Consider the following 16,083-nt stretch of genomic DNA (forward strand, 5'->3'; position numbering starts at 1 on the left):
TGCCCTTTCGGGCTCGTGGTCCCGTTCCGCATTGAAACAGGCCAAGCCATGTCCACCGTCACCGCGCACGACAGCGCATCCCCAACCGCGAACCGTCTCTACTTCGCCGCCTGGCGCTGGCACTTCTACGCCGGGCTTTATGTCATCCCCTTCCTTTTGATGCTGGCCGTGACCGGCCTCATCATGCTCTGGGTCAGTTCGGTGACCGAGCTGAACCGAGAACGCGCCCATATCACTCCGGGCACCACCCTGCTGCCGGTCAGCGCGCTGCAGGCCGCTGCCGAAGCTGCTGTCCCCGGCGGAGCCGCCACGCAGTACATCGCGCCGATGGGCGAGGGCCGGGTGGCGGCCTTTGCCGTCGCAGTCGGCGAGGACACCACGGGCGTCACGCTGGACCCCTACACCGGCGCGGTCGTCGAGACCTTCCCCTGGCGCGCCGGCTGGTATGATTTCGCCACCGACATCCACGGTACGCTGTTGATCGGCGATCTGGGCGACTGGCTGATCGAGGCGGCGGCGAGCCTTGGGCTGTTGCTGGTCATCTCGGGCCTTTACCTGCACTGGCCCCGCAATGGCGCGACCTGGGGCAAGGCACTGACCGTCCAGCGCGGCAAGGGCAGGGCCTTCTGGAAATCGCTGCATGGCGCGGTCGGCGTTTGGGTCAGCCTGATCCTGATCGTCTTCCTGATCTCGGGCCTGTCCTGGGCCGGGCTCTGGGGCGCAAAGTTCGTGCAGGCCTGGAACACCTTTCCCGCCGACAAGTGGGAGGCGCCGCTGTCCGACGCCACCCACGCCAGCATGAACCACGGCGCCGGGAAAGAGGTGCCCTGGACCCTGGAACAGACGCCGATGCCCGCATCCGGCTCCCTGTCCGGAACCGTGGCGGTCACAGGCCCGGTCACCATCGACAGCGTGATGGATCTTGCCGCAACGCTGGGCTTTGACCGGCGCTATCAGCTGAACCTGCCTGCGGGTGAGACGGGCGTCTGGACGATCAGCCATGACAGCATGTCGAACGACGGTCCGAACTCTGCGGCGGACCGGACGATCCACATCGACCAGTATACCGGCAACGTGCTGGCCGACGTGCGCTATGCCGACTATTCCTTCTACGCCAAGCTGATGGCTTGGGGCATCGCCTTCCACGAAGGCGATCTGGGCGCGTGGAACCTGGCGCTGAACACGCTGTTCTGCCTGTCGATCATCCTCGTCTCGGTCTCGGGCCTGGTGATGTCGGTCAAGCGCCGTCCGGCAGGGGCCCGCCTGGGCGCGCCGCCCCGGCCCGTCGACATTCCCTATGCCAAGGGTGCGATCCTGGTGACGCTCGCCCTGGCGCTGGCCTTCCCGATGCTTGGCCTGACCCTTCTGGCCGTCATCCTTCTGGACCTTGTGATCCTGTCTGCCGTCCCGCCGCTGAAGCGGCTGGTCAGCTGATGTCCTTCCCTTTCAAACGGAGCAAACCCATGAAAATCCTCGCCTTCGCCGTCGCGCTGTTCCTCGCCGCACCTGCCCTTGCCCATGAGGTGACAGTGGGCGATCTGGAGATCATCCACCCCCATATCCCGCAGCCCGCGGCCAGCGCCAAGGCCGCCGGGGGCTTCATGGCCATCGTCAACAACGGCGCCGAAGCGGACCGTCTGATCGGCGTGGAGTCCGACATCGCCGCCAAGGCCGAAGTGCACGAAAGCAAGGTCGACGCGAACGGCGTGGGGACGATGGAACATGTCGATGCCATCGAAATCCCGCCTGGCGAGACGGTGAATCTGGAGCACGGCGGCTATCACATCATGTTCATGGGCCTGACCGGCCCGCTGATGGAGGGCGAACTGCACAAGGCCACCCTGATCTTCGAACGCGCTGGTCGGGTCGAGGTCGAGTTTCAGATCGACCCGCCAGCCGGGATGGGCGAGATGGACCACTCGAAGATGGACCACGGGGCAAGCGGCGGCTGACGCGCGCGTCACCCAAGACGATTGCGGGCCGGGACGTCATCTGCCAAGACTTCCGGGCCCGCAGCTCTGCCGGGCTGGACCGAAAGCGCGCCGGTATGAGCGATGCCCCCGCCGACAAGTCCGCCCGCAAGGGTGAGGTCGCCCTGGCCTTCGACCCCGCGCGGATTGCTGACGACGCGCACCTGCGGTTCATCGGCCGTCTGCGCAGCCCCTGGGCGCGCGGAAACTGTCCGAAGAACCTGCGCGAGGCGCGCGAACAGGGCGGGGTGTTCCGGGTCGAGGTCGACCCGCCGTTTCGCGCCGGGCTTGCCGGGTTGCAGGTCGGGCAGCCGGTGATCCTGCTCTACTGGACCGGCGCGGCCCGGCGCGACATGATCGTCCTGCACCCGACCCACCGCGAGGCGCCGACCGGCGTCTTCGCTCTGCGCGCGCCCAGCCGTCCGAACCCGATTGCGGTCGGCGTGGTGCGGATTCTGGCAGTTGACCCTGAAGCCGGGGTGCTGACCGTCGATGCTCTGGACGCCTTTGACGGCACGCCGCTGCTGGACATCAAGCCCTGGCTGCATTCGGTCGACATCCCGCCCGCCCAAGGCTGAGCGCGGCGCATTTACCGCCCCCGGGCGCTGCGCTACACCGGGCGGCAGAGCGAGGAACGGACATGCAAGGCTTTCAGACGGAACCGGCACAGGACAGCTATGACGTGGTCATCATCGGCGGGGCGATCATGGGGTCGTCGACCGCCTGGTGGCTGACCCAGATGGAATTCCCGGGCCGGGTCCTTGTGATCGAACGCGACCCGTCCTACGAAAAGGCCGCGACGGCGCTCAGCTTTTCCTGCATCCGCCAGCAATTCTCGACCGAGCTGAACATCCGCATCTCGCAGTTCGGCGCGGATTTCGTGCAGTCCCTCCGCCAGCAGATGGGCGGGGACGATAGGGTGCCCGAGCTGAAGATCCAGAACTTCGGCTACCTTTACATGGCGGATACCCCGGACTTCGCCGCTGTCCTGCGCGCCAATCAGGCGGTGCAGGCGGCGGCAGGGGCGGGGACGCGGCTGCTGACGCCCGACCAGATCAAGGCCGAATACCCGTTCTACAGCGTGGATGACCTGGTCCTGGGCAGCCTGAACACCAAGGACGAAGGTTATTTCGACGGCTTCACGGTGTTCGACTGGTTCCGCCGCAAGGCGCGTGAGGCGGGGGTGGAGTATCTGGCGGGTGAGGTCACGGGGCTGGACGTCTCGGCTGGGCGGGTGACCGGGGTGCGCCTCGCCTCGGGTCGGCGGATCGGTTGCGGGATGGTGGTCAACGCCTCGGGCACCCGGGGGGCGAAGGTCGCAGCAATGGCGGGCATCGCGATCCCGATCGAGCCGAGGAAGCGATACAACTGGGTGATCCAGGCCGAGACCCCGCTGGACCGGCCCTTGCCGCTGACCATCGACCCCACCGGCGTCTATGTCCGCGAGGTCGGCGGCGGGACCTACATGGCGGGGGGGCATGCGGATGTGGACCCTGCCGTGGCTTTCGACGACTTCGCGATGGACCCCGATATTTGGCTGGACAAGTTCTGGCCCACCATCGCCACCCGCATCCCGGCCTTCGAGGCGGTGAAGGTGGTCAATGAATGGGCAGGGCAGTACGACTACAACCTGCTCGACCAGAACGCGATCACCGGGCCGCATCCAGAGATCGGCAACTTCCTGTTCCTGAACGGCTTTTCAGGCCACGGTCTGCAGCAGTCCCCTGCGATGGGACGCGCGACAGCCGAATGGATCGTCCACGGTGGCTACCGCACGCTGGACATGCGCCCCTTCCATTATGACCGGATTGCAGCCGGTCAGGCCATGGTCGAAGCGGCGATCATCTAGGCGGGGTCAGTCGGTCTGCAAAAGCGCCGTCGGCGATTGGACGGCGAAGATGTCCTTGGGTGCGAAGACGAAGACCAGAACACCCACATACACGGCAAGGAACAGGGCAACGGCGGCATAGTTTCTGGCAGGACGGCTTCGCGTCGGCAGAACTTGTGTCATCTCGGGCTCTCCTTGGCAGAGGAACTGTGACTGGGCAGACAGTCGGGCAGCGACTCGGGTCCGATCACAGGATGTTACCACTATTACGTGTGGCGTGATGTCCAAAATTTTTGGGATCGGCGGAATTTATTCCCGTCGAAGTGCCCCTTGGGCAAAAAACCGCCCGAGGGAAGGCCGTTTCTGCGGCTGCAAAATGAACCTTGTTCCGCGATTGGGCCGGAACCTCAATCACGATTCGCCGGGTCGCGAATGGCCCGCGCAACCATTTGAGATCGCAGGATTTCCCGCCCGGCGTGTAGACGTCAAAATCGACCTTGCGCATCGTCTATCTCGACGGCGCTTCCCGGTGTCGTCTCTCACCCCTTATGCAGACGCAGCGAAAGACGGGAAATTGCCTAGGTCCGGACGCCGGAGAACTTTGCCTGCCAATCCGCACGCTCTTCGTCGGTGATCTTGCGGAACAGGTTCTCGGGAACCTCGAAAGCGTGACCCGGCGCAAGGGTCCGCATCGCGGCGTGGATGTCCGATGGCCAAGCCCAGTCGTCCGAGCCCACGGCCTTCATCATCGTGGCCGCCGCATCGGGGATGAAGGGTGCGGACAGGATCGCGTAGACCCGGATCAGGTTCAGCGCCAGACGGACGATAGCCTGCGCCTGCTCGGGGTCAGTCTTGACGACGGACCAGGGGGCCGCGGCTTGCAGGTATTCATTGCCGATGACCCAGATTGCGCGAAGCTCGGACGCGGCCTTGCGGACCTCCATGTCCTGCATGAAGCGGGTGTAATCCGCGATCCGCGCGCCGAGGTCGGCGATCAGGGCGGTTTCCAAGGGGCCGAAGCTGCCACCGGCGGGGACCTCGTTGCCGAACTTGGAGACGGCGAACTTGGTCACGCGGGAGACGAGGTTGCCAAGGACATCGGCGAGGTCCTTGTTGACCGAGGTCTGGAAGTTTTCCCAGGTGAACTCGGAGTCACTGGATTCGGGCGCGTGCGACAGAAGCCACCAGCGCCAGTAATCGGCAGGCAGGATCGACAGCGCCTGGTCCATGAAAACGCCGCGACCCTGGGAGGTCGAGAACTGGCCGCCGTCATAGTTGAGGTAATTGAAGGACTTGAGGTAGTCGACCAGCTTCCAGGGCTCACCCGACCCCAGGATCGTGGCGGGGAAGGAAAGCGTGTGGAAGGGGACGTTGTCCTTGCCCATGAACTGGTAGTAGGTCACGTCCGAAGCGCCCTTGTCGGTGCGCCACCAGCGTTCCCAGGCGGCATCGTCATGGCCATTCGCATCGGCCCATTCGGCGGTACCGGCGATGTATTCGATGGGCGCGTCGAACCAGACGTAGAAGACCTTGCCCTCCATCCCCGGCCAGGGCTGGTCGCCCTTTTTCACCGGGATGCCCCAGTACAGGTCGCGGGTGATGCCGCGGTCCTGCAGCCCGTCACCGTCGTTCAGCCATTTCTTGGCGATGGACGTGGTCAGGATCGGCCAGTCGGTCTTGGAGTTGATCCATGCCTCGAGCTTGTCCTTCAGCGCGCGCTGCTTGAGGTAGAGGTGCTTGGTCTCGCGGACTTCAAGGTTGGTGGAACCCGAGATCGAGGAGCGCGGGTTGATGAGGTCCGTGGGGTCCAGCTGCTTGGTGCAGTTTTCGCACTGGTCGCCGCGCGCCGATTCATAACCGCAGTTCGGGCAGGTGCCGGTGATGTAGCGGTCAGGCAGGAAGCGGTTGTCGTCGATGGAGAAGACCTGTTTCTCCGACACTTCCGCGATCAGGCCGTTTTCGGCGAGCTTGCCTGCGAAATGCTGGGTCAGCCGGTGGTTCCGCTGCGACGACGAGCGGCCGAAATGGTCGAAGGACAGTCGGAAGCCCTGGGCGATGTCGGCCTGCACCTGATGCATTTCGGCGCAGTAGTCCTCCACCGGCTTTCCGGCCTTGGCGGCGGCTAGCTCGGCAGGCGTCCCGTGTTCGTCGGTGGCGCAGATGAACATCACCTCATGCCCCATGGCGCGGTTGAAGCGGGCGAAGAGGTCGGCGGGGAGTTGCGAGCCGACGAGGTTGCCCAGGTGCTTGATGCCGTTGATGTAGGGGATGGCCGAGGTGATGAGGATGCGTGCCATGTCTGCGCCTTCCGTGAGTCCCGGGCTTGATTAGCCCAAGCGCACGGAAAGGGCTAGCGCAGGCGCTGGGCCCAGAAATTTTCGGCGAAGATTTTTAGGTCCGGCCCCGGATCATCCGCGTCAGGGTCCCGTCGCCCTCCATCTCGCGTTTGAAGGCGCCCAGCATGTGGATGGTGACCAGGCCAATCAGAAGCTTGGTCAGGATGTCGTGCAAGCCGAACCAATAGGCCTCGCCGTCCTCCGACGCCTCGACCAGCGACGGAACGGTCCAGCGGTCGGCGATCATCACGTCCAGGCCGGTGGCGGAACTGCCGGCCCAGCCGGTCAGCGGGATGGCGATGACCAGCGCATAGATCGCCCAATGTGCGGCGCGGGCCGCCCAAAAGGCGGCATTGCGCGGTCCCATGGGCACGGGTGGCGGACTGACCATGTGCCAGGCGATGCGGATCACGACCAGCGCCAGGAGGCCGAAGCCCAAGGTCTTGTGCAACCCGTACAGCCAGAGGTTCGCCAGCCCCGGCTCCAGGTCCGCGATGCGCAGGCCAAGCGCAAGCTGCCCGATGATGAGGAGCATCATCCCCCAGTGAATGACACGGGTGACAAGGCCGAATTCGGCGGGACCGTTGCGCAAGCCCATTTCAGTCCTGCGCGTCGATCTGCGCGGTAATCAGGATGCGGACCTGATCGCCGACCATGTCGGACCAGCCGGTCGCGCCGAAGTCGCTGCGGTTGACGCGGCCCGACAGCTTGACGGTCAGATGGTCAAGATCGTCCGGAGCGCTGCCCTGCGGGCGGAAAAGCTGGGCCGTCAGCGTGACTTCCCTCGTCACCCCCCGGATGGTGAGGTTGCCCGTCACTTCGGCCGCATTGCCCGCGCCCCTGAGCGAGGTGCTGGTGAACGTCATCTGCGGGTGATCCTTGGCGGCCAGAACCTTGGGGCCTTTCAGCGCCTGCGCGGCGAAGGGAAAGCTGGCTGTGGCGCCGGTCACATCCAGCGCGACCTCGACCGTGCAGTTCGCCACGTTGGCGAAGTCGAGCTTCAGGTCAGCCTTTTGCAGCGGGATCGCGCCGGTGATCTTGTCGGGGCCGAAGTCTGTCTCGAAGGCCACGGTCGAATGGGCGGCATCCAGCCTGTAGGCGACGGTCGCAGCCTGGGCGGGCAGGGCAAGCAGGATGGCGGCAAAGGCAAGGGCGGTAGATCTGAGCATGGGTTTTCCCTTCTGGGCCAGGCTATCAGCGAGGAGCAGTCGGGCAAAATCAAGCTGTCGTGCGGGGTCAGGGGTCGGCCATCGGTCGCGGCTCAAGCGTTTCGCCCCTGGGCGTGGTGCGCAGAGACCAGCTGGCGGGCGGCAGAAGCCGCGCGCGCTGTCGGGTCAGGGTGAAGCTGTCCTCCCCGGACCACAGAAGCGCGCGGCTGGGGGCCGGGGCCATGTGCCAGCGGCTTTCCACGCCTTGCGCGCCACCCGCCCCGGGCAGAAGGATCAGGCCAAGCGGCGCTGTCTGTCCATCGCGGCGGGCCGCCTCGGCCCCGGTCTCGGCCGCCAGATGCAGGCGGCGGGTGGGCGTCAGGGCCGGGGGGGCCAGAAGCTCGGCCACCACAAGGGGGGCCGCGCCCGACCGCAGCGCCTCTTCCGCGGCCCAGAGCAGGTTTTCGTCGCGGTGCGCCTGCACCAGGATCAGCCGCGCGGGATCGGCCAATGGCTGCAGGCCTGCCGCATTCAGCCGCTCGGCCACCCAGCCGGGGCGGATCCAGACCACCGGGCCGTGCGTTCTGGCCATGATCCGCGCGGCCAGCATGATCCGCGACGGCCCGCACAGCTCATGCACCCGGCCCCGGCGCAGGGTCAGGTCGCCCGCAAGGGGTTGCAGGTCGCGGGGCTGCGGGGCAGCCTGATGCTGGATCGGCAGACTCATGCGGAAAAGCTAGCTTGTTCCTGAAATGTTCTCAAGTCCGACCCTTTGCCCTGTTACCTTTCCGCCCTAGCCTTCCCCCAAGCAGAAGGAGACCCCGATGAAGACGCTGAGCCTTGGCAAGACCGGCCTGACCGTATCCGAACTGTGCCTTGGCACGATGACCTGGGGCACGCAGAACTCTGAGGCCGAGGGGCATGCCCAGATGGACCTGGCCCTGGACGCCGGGGTCAACTTCTGGGACACGGCCGAGATGTATCCGGTAAACCCGGTGCGGGCCGAGACGGCTGGCCGGACCGAGGAGATCATCGGCAGCTGGTTTGCCGCGCGGGGCGGGCGCGACCGGATCGTGCTGGCGACCAAGGTGACGGGCAAGGGGCCGATCCTGCGCCCGGGCGAGGTGACGACGGGCGCCACGCTGCGGGCGGCCTGCGAGGCAAGCCTCAAGCGGTTGCAGACCGATTACATCGACCTTTATCAGCTGCACTGGCCGAACCGCGGTAGCTATCACTTCCGCCAGTCCTGGACCTATGCGCCCAAGGGCATCGACAAGGTGGCCGAGACGGCGAACATGACTGACATCCTGACCACCGCGCAGGCGCTGGTCGCGGAAGGCAAGGTTCGCGCCATCGGCCTGTCGAACGAAAGCGTCTGGGGCGCGGCGCGCTGGCTGCATCTGGCCGATACGCTGGGCCTGCCGCGCGTGGCGACGGTGCAGAACGAATACAGCCTTCTGTGCCGCCAGTTCGACACCGACTGGGCCGAGCTGTCGGTGGTCGAGGACATGCCGCTTCTGGCCTTCTCGCCCCTGGCCACCGGCTTGCTGTCCGGGAAATACGCGGGCGACGTGGTCCCCGACGGCTCGCGCCGCAGCCTGAACCCCGATCTCAGCGGGCGGATCACCTCGCGGGTCTTCCCGGCGGTCGCGGCCTATCTGGGGGTGGCGGCGCGGCACGGGCTTGACCCCTGCCAGATGGCCATCGCCTTCTGCCGAACCCGGCCCTTCACCACGATCCCGATCATCGGGGCGACGACGATCGAGCAGCTGAAGACCAATATCGGCGCGGCGGGAATCACTTTGTCGTCAGAGGTGATGGCCGATATCGCGGAAACCCACCGGGCGCACCCCTGGCCGTATTGACGGGACTTGCGGCGCGCAGGCGTTCAAGGCACTGCTGTGCGCGAACCGGAGAGCCCCCGAACCGGAGTGCCCCATGCCGCGCCGCCTGTCCCTTGCCGTTATGGCCCTCTGTGCCGCAACCCTGCTTTCTGCTTGCCAGACCGGCGGGCCGAAGGGGCTGGCGGGGCCGCAGGATGGCGTGACCCCCAACGCTGTCGCGGGCAGCGAGATCGAGGTCACCGCGCTGGATGCCGTGCCGGGTGAGGCTCCCGTCGCAGCGTCGGACGCTGCAGCCGAACCCGCCGGGCCTGACACCGCCGCCCCGCAGGTCGCCCCCGCCGGGGCCGCAGCCGAGACCGCGTCCGAAGCGGACCCCGCCGCCGCCGCTGCCAATCCCGCCCCCAAGCCCGATCTGGCCGAAACGCCGGTCACGCCAAAGTCGGAAATGCAGCTGGCCTGCGAAAAGAAGCGCGGAAAGTGGGCCAGGGTCGGCAAGGGCGACAAGCGGGCCTGTGTCTTCCAGACCCGGGATGCCGGAAAACGCTGCGAACGGGAAAGCCAGTGTGACGGGGTCTGCCTGGCCCGCTCCGGCACCTGTTCACCGTTCAAGCCGCTTTTTGGCTGCAACGAGATCCTGCAGGACAACGGTGCACGGGTGACCCTGTGTCTCGACTGATCCTGGCCGCCGTCCTGCTGCTGGCCGCCTGTGCCGCGAAGCCGCCCGCAGGTTCCGCCTTCCGCGCCGCCGATGCGCCGATCTGGTCCGCCGCGGCCTTCCTGCCTGCCCAGGCCGCCGGGACCTGGCGTCAGGTCGCGGATTTCCAGCCTGCGGGGGCAAGCTGCGGGGCAGGGGGCGTCGAGATCACGCCCGAGGCTCAGGGTCTGCGACTGAACGGCTCGCTGTGCCTTGCCGGGGTCGCGCGCGATGTGTCGGGGTTGGCGGTGCCGACTGGCCCGGGCCGCCTGTCGGTCGCGGGGCAGGACTGGTGGGTCCTCTGGGTCGATACCGGCTATCGCACTATGGCCATCGGCACGCCCTCGGGCCGGTTCGGGTTCATCCTGGACCGTGGGGCGATCCCGGGCGACCGGCTGAACGCGGCGCGCGAGATCTTCGATTTCAACGGCTACCGGACCGACGGGTTGACGGCGCTGTAGGCCCGAAGGGACCTATTTCTGCAGCGTTTTCAGATACTCCGCGATCTGGACCAGCCGGACCGGGGTTGGCGTCTCAATCCCGTCGCCGCCGTCATAGGGCACGAGGTCGCCTTGGAGAAGCGGCCCGAACTCCGGCATGGGCGAGCCGTCGGCAACATGGCCCGGCTTCACCCCGGTATAGCCCCAGACCTTGGCCATGACCCGCGTCCCCGGGAAGACGCCCTTGTTGCGGGCCGAAAGTCTGGTCAGGTCGGCGGGCTTGCGGTCCAGCACCGCCGCAGCATCCCCGTCGCCCTTGCCGCCCATCCCGTGGCAGGCCGAACAGAAGCTGGCGAAATCCTCGGCCCCGGTCGGAGCCTCCTCGGCTTTCTCGACGCAGGCCCCCAACAGCAGGGCCATAGGCAGGATCATCCAGGCATGGCGCATCACTCGGTCCTCCGTCTGTTCAGTTGATCCGCTCTCGATCCGCGCGGCCTTGATCTAGGTCACCTGACCGGCCGACAGCCGCACGACCCGGTCCATCCGTGCTGCAAGCTCCAGGTTGTGCGTCGCGATCAGCGCGGACAGCCCGGTTGATCGCACCAGATCCATCAGCACCCCGAAAACCTGGTCCGAGGTCGCCGGGTCCAGGTTCCCCGTCGGCTCGTCGGCCAGAAGAAGCTTCGGCTGGTTCGCCAGCGCGCGGCAGAAGGCGACCCGCTGCTGCTCGCCCCCTGACAGGGCCGCCGGGCGATGCCCCGCGCGGCTGCCCACGCCCACCTTTTCCAGCAATTCCATCGCCCGCGCTTCGGCCGCAGCCTTCGCCACGCCGTTGGCCAGTTGCGGGATCACCACGTTCTCCAGCGCCGAAAACTCAGGGAGAAGATGGTGGAACTGGTAGATGAACCCCACCTCCGCCCGCCGCGCCTCGGTCCGCGCGCGGTCCGACAGCCCGCCCATCTCACGCCCGTCCAGCCGCACCGTGCCCGCATCCGGCACGTCCAGAAGCCCTGCGATGTGCAAAAGCGTCGACTTCCCCGCCCCACTGGGAGCCACCAGCGCCACCACCTCGCCGCGCGCAATGGTGACCGACGCCCCGCGCAGCACCAGCACCTCGGACGGCTTGCCCCGGTTGTAGCCCTTCTCGACCCCCTCCAGACGCAGCATCTCACTCATAGCGCAGCGCCTCGACCGGATTCATCCGCGCCGCGCGCCGGGCCGGGAAGAACGTGACGATGAAGGACAGGCCCAAGGACAAAGCGACCGCCGACATCACGTCGCCCAGTTGCAGCTTGGCGGGCAGCGAATAGATCCCCCGGATCGAGGGGTCCCAGACCTCGGCACCGTTCACCCAGTTGATGGCGGACATGATCTGGTCGATGTTCAAGGCCGTCAGGCAGCCCAGGGCCACCCCCGCCACCGTCCCGATCACCCCGGTAAACGCCCCGCAGATGAAGAACACCCGCAGGACCGAGCCTTCGGTCAGCCCCATCGTCCGCAGGATGCCGATGTCGCGGCCCTTGTTCTTCACCAGCATGATCAGGCCCGACACGATATTCATCGCCGCGATCAGCACCAGCACCGACAGGATCACGAACATCACGTTGTCCTCGATGTCCAAAGCCCGCAGGAACGCGCCACTGCTGTCCTTCCAGGTCCAGAGCAGTGCCGCCGGCCCCGCCGCCTGCAGGATCGCGGTGCCATAGCTTTCGATGGCATCGGGGCTTTCCACCATCACCTCGATCTCGTCGGCGCGGCCCTCCTTGTTGAAGAAGCTCTGCGCCTCGACGAAGGGCATGTAGATGCGCGTCGTATCAATGTCATAGCGGCCAGCGGTGAAGATGTAGACCACCTCGTAGGCGTTCACCCGGGGCGTCGTCCCCATCGCCGTCTTTACGCCGCCCGGCGCGATCAGCCGCACCCGGTCGCCTACCGTCACGCCAAGCTCGCGCGCGACGCCAGACCCCAGCGCAATCCCCTCGGGATAGCGTGCCAGATCGCCGATCGCCTCCGACCCCGCCCCGATCCGCGGGATCGCCGCGAAATCCTCGGGCAACATGCCATAGACCTCGGCCCCCGTGGTGTCCTCGCCGTCCGACACCATCAGCTTGCCCTTGATCAGCGGCGCCGCCCGCGTCACCCCCGGCACCTTGGCAATCGCCGCCGCCATCGCATCGGGCTGGGTGAACCCCCGGATCAGCTGGCCGTCCTCGCCCACCACGCCCGACGAATAGACCGTCACATGCGCGTTGGCCCCAAGGATCGTGTCGACGAACTCCGCCCGGAACCCCGCCCGCACCGCCAGCGTCAGGATCAGCGCGAACACCGCCAGCGTGATCCCGATGAGGGATATCCAGGTCATCACGCTGACCCCGCCCTCGGCCCGCCGCGCGCGCAGGTAGCGCCACGCGATCATGAATTCGAAGCCCGAGAAGGGTGCCGTGCTCTGTGCCATCTGCCTTTTCGCCCTTATTCCCGGGCCTGTTTGAGTGCCCGGCACCATCCGTGAGCCGCGCCGAAAGGTCAAGGCACGCTCCCGTCAGCGCGGATTTCCGCGCGGGTCGGGCAGGGGGCAGGGCAGTCGCCCCAAATGTGCGCTAGCCTTTCTTTGCGGCCCAAGGGGCCGCGCGAACCAGAACAGAACACGAGGGATATCATGCGTATTGCATCGACCATGCTGGCGCTTGTCGCCACCGGCTTTCTGGCGGCCTGCACCAGCGAAGAAGCCTGCACCCAGGAAGTTGCCACCAAGAAGGCGACCGATCTGACCACCAAGATCCAGGAGCTTGCCGCCTCCGACCCGGCCAAGCTGGCGGAACTGGGGCCGAAGGTGCAGGAACTGGCCACCAAAGCCGCCGCCGGGGGCGATGACCTGACCGCGACCTGCAAGGCGCTGGACGAGATGATGGCGGAACTGTCGAAGTGACACCGCTGGTCCGGGCCGTGCTCAGGCCCGGACCACTTGCCGCGCCCCGGCCGCGCCGTGATCCGGTGGTGCTGCCCTTTGTGCGCCGACCGCGTCTGAACAGAATTTCCCCATTCCGTTCGATGGACACGCAAGACCCAGGACCTTGATCCGGGCTTTCCAATTTCGAGGATCCATTATATAAACGATTCATTACATAACGGATCGCGCAAATGCCTGACCTCGACCAAAGCTTCGCCGCCCTCGCCGACCCGACCCGTCGTGCCATCCTTGCACGGCTGGCAGAGGGCGAGGCCACGGTCCAGGACCTCGCACGCCCCTTCGCGATCAGCCAGCCCGCGATCAGCCGCCACCTGAAAGTGCTGGAAGACGCGGGCCTGATCGAGACGCGCATCCACGGCACCGCCCGACCCCGCCGCCTGAAGCCTGAGACCATGGCCGGGCTGTGGGACTGGCTCGGCCAGTATCGCGCGCTGTGGGAGGCGCAGTTCCAGCGCCTGGACGCCGTTCTCGACAGCCTGCCCGACGACCCTCCAACCGAAAGGGCCCCGTGATGTCTTTCAGCCAGGCCCAGGCCGTCCTTGACGGCGACACCGACATTGTCATTCGCCGCAATTTCTCACACCCGCCTGAAAAGGTCTGGCGTGCCCTGACCGTGCCTGCGCTGATCCGGCAATGGCTCGCGCCCGACATCACCGACTGCCGGATGGACGCCCGCGCGGGCGGCTCATTCCGCTACGACTGGCCCGAGTTCTTCTTCTCCGGCCCGATCCTCGAAGCCTGTCCGCCGAACCGGATGGTCCATGTCGAACATTTCAACGGCGACACGACAGAAGGACCCACCGTCACCACCACCCTTGTCGCCGACGGCTCCGGCACAAGGATGACCGTCGTCATGCGCTACCGCGACGCCGCCGCCCGCGCGACCGCCATCGAACAGGGTTTCACCGACGGGATCGCCGAGGTTTACGCCCGGATCGAAGGTCTAGCCTTTCCCGACTGATGTCGAACGCCCGGATGTGCGCAAACCCCGACCTCATTTGCCCATGTCCCAAATACTCCCGCCGGAGGCGCTCCGAGGTCTTGCGCGTCCTTTACGCGCAAGGCCGAGACAAAGAGTCTTCGCGCCGCAGGCGCTCGATTTGGCAACCGTCTCAACCGGAGAGGTGCCGTCCAACTTGCGCCCCGGGGCAAGTAGGGTGGGTCGTTCTGCGCCGAGCGGCGCAGGTTGACCCACCCTCCGCACAAGTAAACAAACCCCTAACGCCCGCGACCAAGCCCTTGTTTCCAGAGCACCATCCGCGCTTGTCCACCGTGGACAGGGTCAGAAGTCGGTGGGCGCCCCGCCCTCCTGCTTCCGCCGCGCCACGAACCGCTGCAGCTCTTCCAGATGATCCCCCGGCATCTCCGGCGCCTCGAACTCGGCCAGGATCTGCTTGTAGATCCGGTGCGCCCGCTCGACCGTCCAGACCGACCCGTCCGCCTGCCACGCTTCATAGTTCCGCCAGTCACTGACAAAGGGTTGGTAGAAGGCCTGCTGATACCGGTCCTGGGTGTGCTGGATGCCGAAGTAATGCCCGCCCGCACCCACCTCCTTGATCGCATCGAAAGCGAGATCCTCGTCCCGCGTCGCAAAGGTCGCCTCCTCGAAGTACCGCTGGATCATCTGCAGGACCTCGCAGTCCATGACGAACTTCTCGGGGGATGCAATGAGGCCCCCCTCCAGCCACCCCGCCGCGTGGTAGACCATGTTAGTCCGGCTCTGCACCGCCGACCACAGCGAGTTCGACGTCTCCCACATTGCCTGCCCATCCGGCACGTTCGCCGCGCAGACCCCCGACGCCCGCATCGGCACGCCGTAGTACCGCACCAGCTGCCCGGTCATCTGCGTTGCCCGCATGTATTCCGGGGTGCCGAACGCGGGTGCCCCCGACTTCATGTCGACGTTCGAGGTGAAGGTCCCGATCGCCACCGGACACCCCGGCGCGATGTATTGCAGAAGGGCAACCGCCGCCAAAGCCTCGGCAATCGACAGCGCCACCGCCCCCGACATCGTGACCGGAGCCATCGCCCCCGCCAGCGTGAAGGGCGTCACCACCACCGGCTGGCCCCGCTTGGCCATCCGCATCGCCCCGTCCAGCATCGGATAGTCGTGCTTCAGGGGGGAAACCGAGTTGATGTTGGTGTACATCCGCGGCTTGGCCTGGAACTCCTCCTCGGTCAGACCGCCCGCAATGCGGACCATCTCCATCACATCCTCGACCCGCTCGGCCCCCAGACTGTAGGCGTGGACGACCTTGTCGGTCAGCGTCAGCTTTTCATACAGGCAATCCAGGTGCCGGACCGAGGCATGGATATCCACCGGCTCCACCGGATAGCCACCCGCGATGTGGATGCAGTTGAAATACTGCGTCAGCTTCATGAATTCCTTGAACGTCTCGAAGTCGCCGGACCGTTTGCCCCGCTCCATGTCCCAGGCGTTCGGGGGGGAGGAGACGTTCACGAACAGCATGTGCTTGCCGCCCATGATGAGCTCGCGCTCGGGGTTCCGGGGGGTGATCGTGAAGGTCTCAGGCGCACGCCGCACCATCTCCATCACGAAATCCTCGTCCATCCGTACGTTGGTGCCGTTCACCGTGCAGCCTGCCTTGCGCAGATGCTCCACCGCCTCGGGGTTCAGGAACTCGATCCCGATGTCGCGCAGGATACGCATAGCGGTCTCGTGGACGCGCTGCACGCCGTCCGCGTCCAGGGGTTCGGTGGGAGCATCCGGGTTCACCGGGATCCGCCAGGGCATCTGGTCGATCACCGCCGTCCCGGCGCGAACTTTCATCCCCGCCCGTCCTCCGGCGCGCTTTCTGCGGGCTGGTTCATCGGTCATCTTTGCATCTCCGTTA

General features: G+C 66.3%; 19 protein-coding genes. 10 read left to right on the forward strand and 9 right to left on the reverse strand.

From position 1 onward, the window contains the following. Window positions 1-48 precede the first annotated feature (48 nt). The 4 genes from E8M84_RS06850 (at window position 49) to E8M84_RS06865 (ending at window position 3,819) form a co-directional block, all read left to right on the forward strand. Window positions 49-1,434, forward strand: a complete 1,386-nt coding sequence (locus tag E8M84_RS06850) for a PepSY domain-containing protein (RefSeq protein ID WP_137110395.1) — start codon at window positions 49-51, stop codon at window positions 1,432-1,434. Window positions 1,435-1,463: 29 nt separating this feature from the next. After that, window positions 1,464-1,952 carry a copper chaperone PCu(A)C gene (locus E8M84_RS06855; RefSeq protein ID WP_137110396.1) on the forward strand — a complete coding sequence of 163 codons (489 nt, stop codon included), beginning with the start codon at window positions 1,464-1,466 and terminating at the stop codon, window positions 1,950-1,952. A 95-nt stretch (window positions 1,953-2,047) separates the two neighbouring features. Further along, window positions 2,048-2,548 carry a TrmO family methyltransferase gene (locus E8M84_RS06860; protein ID WP_137110397.1) on the forward strand — a complete coding sequence of 167 codons (501 nt, stop codon included), beginning with the start codon at window positions 2,048-2,050 and terminating at the stop codon, window positions 2,546-2,548. Window positions 2,549-2,610: 62 nt separating this feature from the next. Beyond that, a complete protein-coding gene (locus E8M84_RS06865) occupies window positions 2,611-3,819 on the forward strand; it encodes an FAD-binding oxidoreductase (RefSeq protein WP_137110398.1) in 1,209 nt (402 codons plus the stop codon). 6 nt (window positions 3,820-3,825) lie between these two features. On the opposite strand, the gene E8M84_RS21410 is transcribed toward E8M84_RS06865, so the two are convergent. The 5 genes from E8M84_RS21410 to E8M84_RS06885 form a co-directional block, all read right to left on the reverse strand. Beyond that, on the reverse strand, window positions 3,826-3,981 hold the full coding sequence (locus E8M84_RS21410; RefSeq protein WP_170971864.1) for a hypothetical protein: 156 nt from the start codon (window positions 3,979-3,981) through the stop codon (window positions 3,826-3,828). A gap of 395 nt (window positions 3,982-4,376) precedes the next feature. Beyond that, a complete protein-coding gene (metG, locus tag E8M84_RS06870; RefSeq protein ID WP_137110399.1) occupies window positions 4,377-6,095 on the reverse strand; it encodes a methionine--tRNA ligase in 1,719 nt (572 codons plus the stop codon). Between the two features lie 94 nt (window positions 6,096-6,189). Continuing rightward, window positions 6,190-6,732 carry a cytochrome b gene (locus E8M84_RS06875; RefSeq protein WP_137110400.1) on the reverse strand — a complete coding sequence of 181 codons (543 nt, stop codon included), beginning with the start codon at window positions 6,730-6,732 and terminating at the stop codon, window positions 6,190-6,192. Window position 6,733: 1 nt separating this feature from the next. Continuing rightward, window positions 6,734-7,303, reverse strand: coding sequence for a YceI family protein (locus tag E8M84_RS06880; RefSeq protein WP_137110401.1), 570 nt, complete (start codon window positions 7,301-7,303; stop codon window positions 6,734-6,736). A gap of 67 nt (window positions 7,304-7,370) precedes the next feature. After that, a complete protein-coding gene (locus tag E8M84_RS06885) occupies window positions 7,371-8,009 on the reverse strand; it encodes an ImuA family protein (protein ID WP_137110402.1) in 639 nt (212 codons plus the stop codon). Window positions 8,010-8,106: 97 nt separating this feature from the next. On the opposite strand from E8M84_RS06885, the gene E8M84_RS06890 reads away from it, so the two are divergent. The 3 genes from E8M84_RS06890 (at window position 8,107) to E8M84_RS06900 (ending at window position 10,281) form a co-directional block, all read left to right on the forward strand. Next, on the forward strand, window positions 8,107-9,147 hold the full coding sequence (locus tag E8M84_RS06890; protein WP_137110403.1) for an aldo/keto reductase: 1,041 nt from the start codon (window positions 8,107-8,109) through the stop codon (window positions 9,145-9,147). Window positions 9,148-9,220: 73 nt separating this feature from the next. Further along, entirely contained in the window at window positions 9,221-9,802 is a 582-nt protein-coding gene (locus E8M84_RS06895) for a hypothetical protein (protein WP_137110404.1), read from the forward strand. Continuing rightward, window positions 9,790-10,281 (forward strand): lipocalin family protein, encoded by a 492-nt coding sequence (locus E8M84_RS06900; protein ID WP_137110405.1) that lies wholly within the window; start codon window positions 9,790-9,792, stop codon window positions 10,279-10,281. The genes E8M84_RS06895 and E8M84_RS06900 overlap by 13 nt, the downstream gene beginning before the upstream one ends. Window positions 10,282-10,293: 12 nt before the next feature. Here the strand turns inward: E8M84_RS06900 and E8M84_RS06905 are convergent, their stop codons facing one another. Genes E8M84_RS06905 through E8M84_RS06915 form a run of 3 tightly spaced genes read right to left on the reverse strand, consistent with a single transcriptional unit; the run spans window position 10,294 to window position 12,715 of the window. After that, a complete protein-coding gene (locus E8M84_RS06905) occupies window positions 10,294-10,707 on the reverse strand; it encodes a c-type cytochrome (protein WP_137110406.1) in 414 nt (137 codons plus the stop codon). 54 nt (window positions 10,708-10,761) lie between these two features. Next, window positions 10,762-11,436 (reverse strand): ABC transporter ATP-binding protein, encoded by a 675-nt coding sequence (locus tag E8M84_RS06910; protein ID WP_137110407.1) that lies wholly within the window; start codon window positions 11,434-11,436, stop codon window positions 10,762-10,764. Further along, window positions 11,429-12,715, reverse strand: a complete 1,287-nt coding sequence (locus tag E8M84_RS06915) for a lipoprotein-releasing ABC transporter permease subunit (protein ID WP_137110408.1) — start codon at window positions 12,713-12,715, stop codon at window positions 11,429-11,431. Before E8M84_RS06915 ends, E8M84_RS06910 begins: the two co-directional genes overlap by 8 nt. A 201-nt stretch (window positions 12,716-12,916) precedes the next feature. On the opposite strand from E8M84_RS06915, the gene E8M84_RS06920 reads away from it, so the two are divergent. The 3 genes from E8M84_RS06920 to E8M84_RS06930 all read left to right on the forward strand — a co-directional run bounded on the left by E8M84_RS06920 (window position 12,917) and on the right by E8M84_RS06930 (window position 14,189). Next, window positions 12,917-13,186, forward strand: coding sequence for a hypothetical protein (locus tag E8M84_RS06920; protein WP_137110409.1), 270 nt, complete (start codon window positions 12,917-12,919; stop codon window positions 13,184-13,186). 212 nt (window positions 13,187-13,398) lie between these two features. Further along, complete coding sequence (locus E8M84_RS06925) at window positions 13,399-13,740, forward strand: helix-turn-helix transcriptional regulator (RefSeq protein WP_137110410.1); 342 nt, start codon at window positions 13,399-13,401, stop codon at window positions 13,738-13,740. Then, window positions 13,740-14,189: an SRPBCC domain-containing protein gene (locus E8M84_RS06930; protein ID WP_137110411.1), complete on the forward strand. Its 450-nt coding sequence runs from the start codon at window positions 13,740-13,742 to the stop codon at window positions 14,187-14,189. The genes E8M84_RS06925 and E8M84_RS06930 overlap by 1 nt, the downstream gene beginning before the upstream one ends. Window positions 14,190-14,510: 321 nt before the next feature. Here E8M84_RS06930 and E8M84_RS06935 read toward each other — a convergent pair whose 3' ends face one another. Then, window positions 14,511-16,067 carry a trimethylamine methyltransferase family protein gene (locus E8M84_RS06935; RefSeq protein WP_137110412.1) on the reverse strand — a complete coding sequence of 519 codons (1,557 nt, stop codon included), beginning with the start codon at window positions 16,065-16,067 and terminating at the stop codon, window positions 14,511-14,513. Between the last annotated feature and the right edge of the window lie 16 nt (window positions 16,068-16,083).

It is taken from the genome of Rhodobacter sp. SY28-1 (genome assembly GCF_005222785.1).
In the GTDB taxonomy this organism is placed as follows: domain Bacteria; phylum Pseudomonadota; class Alphaproteobacteria; order Rhodobacterales; family Rhodobacteraceae; genus Tabrizicola.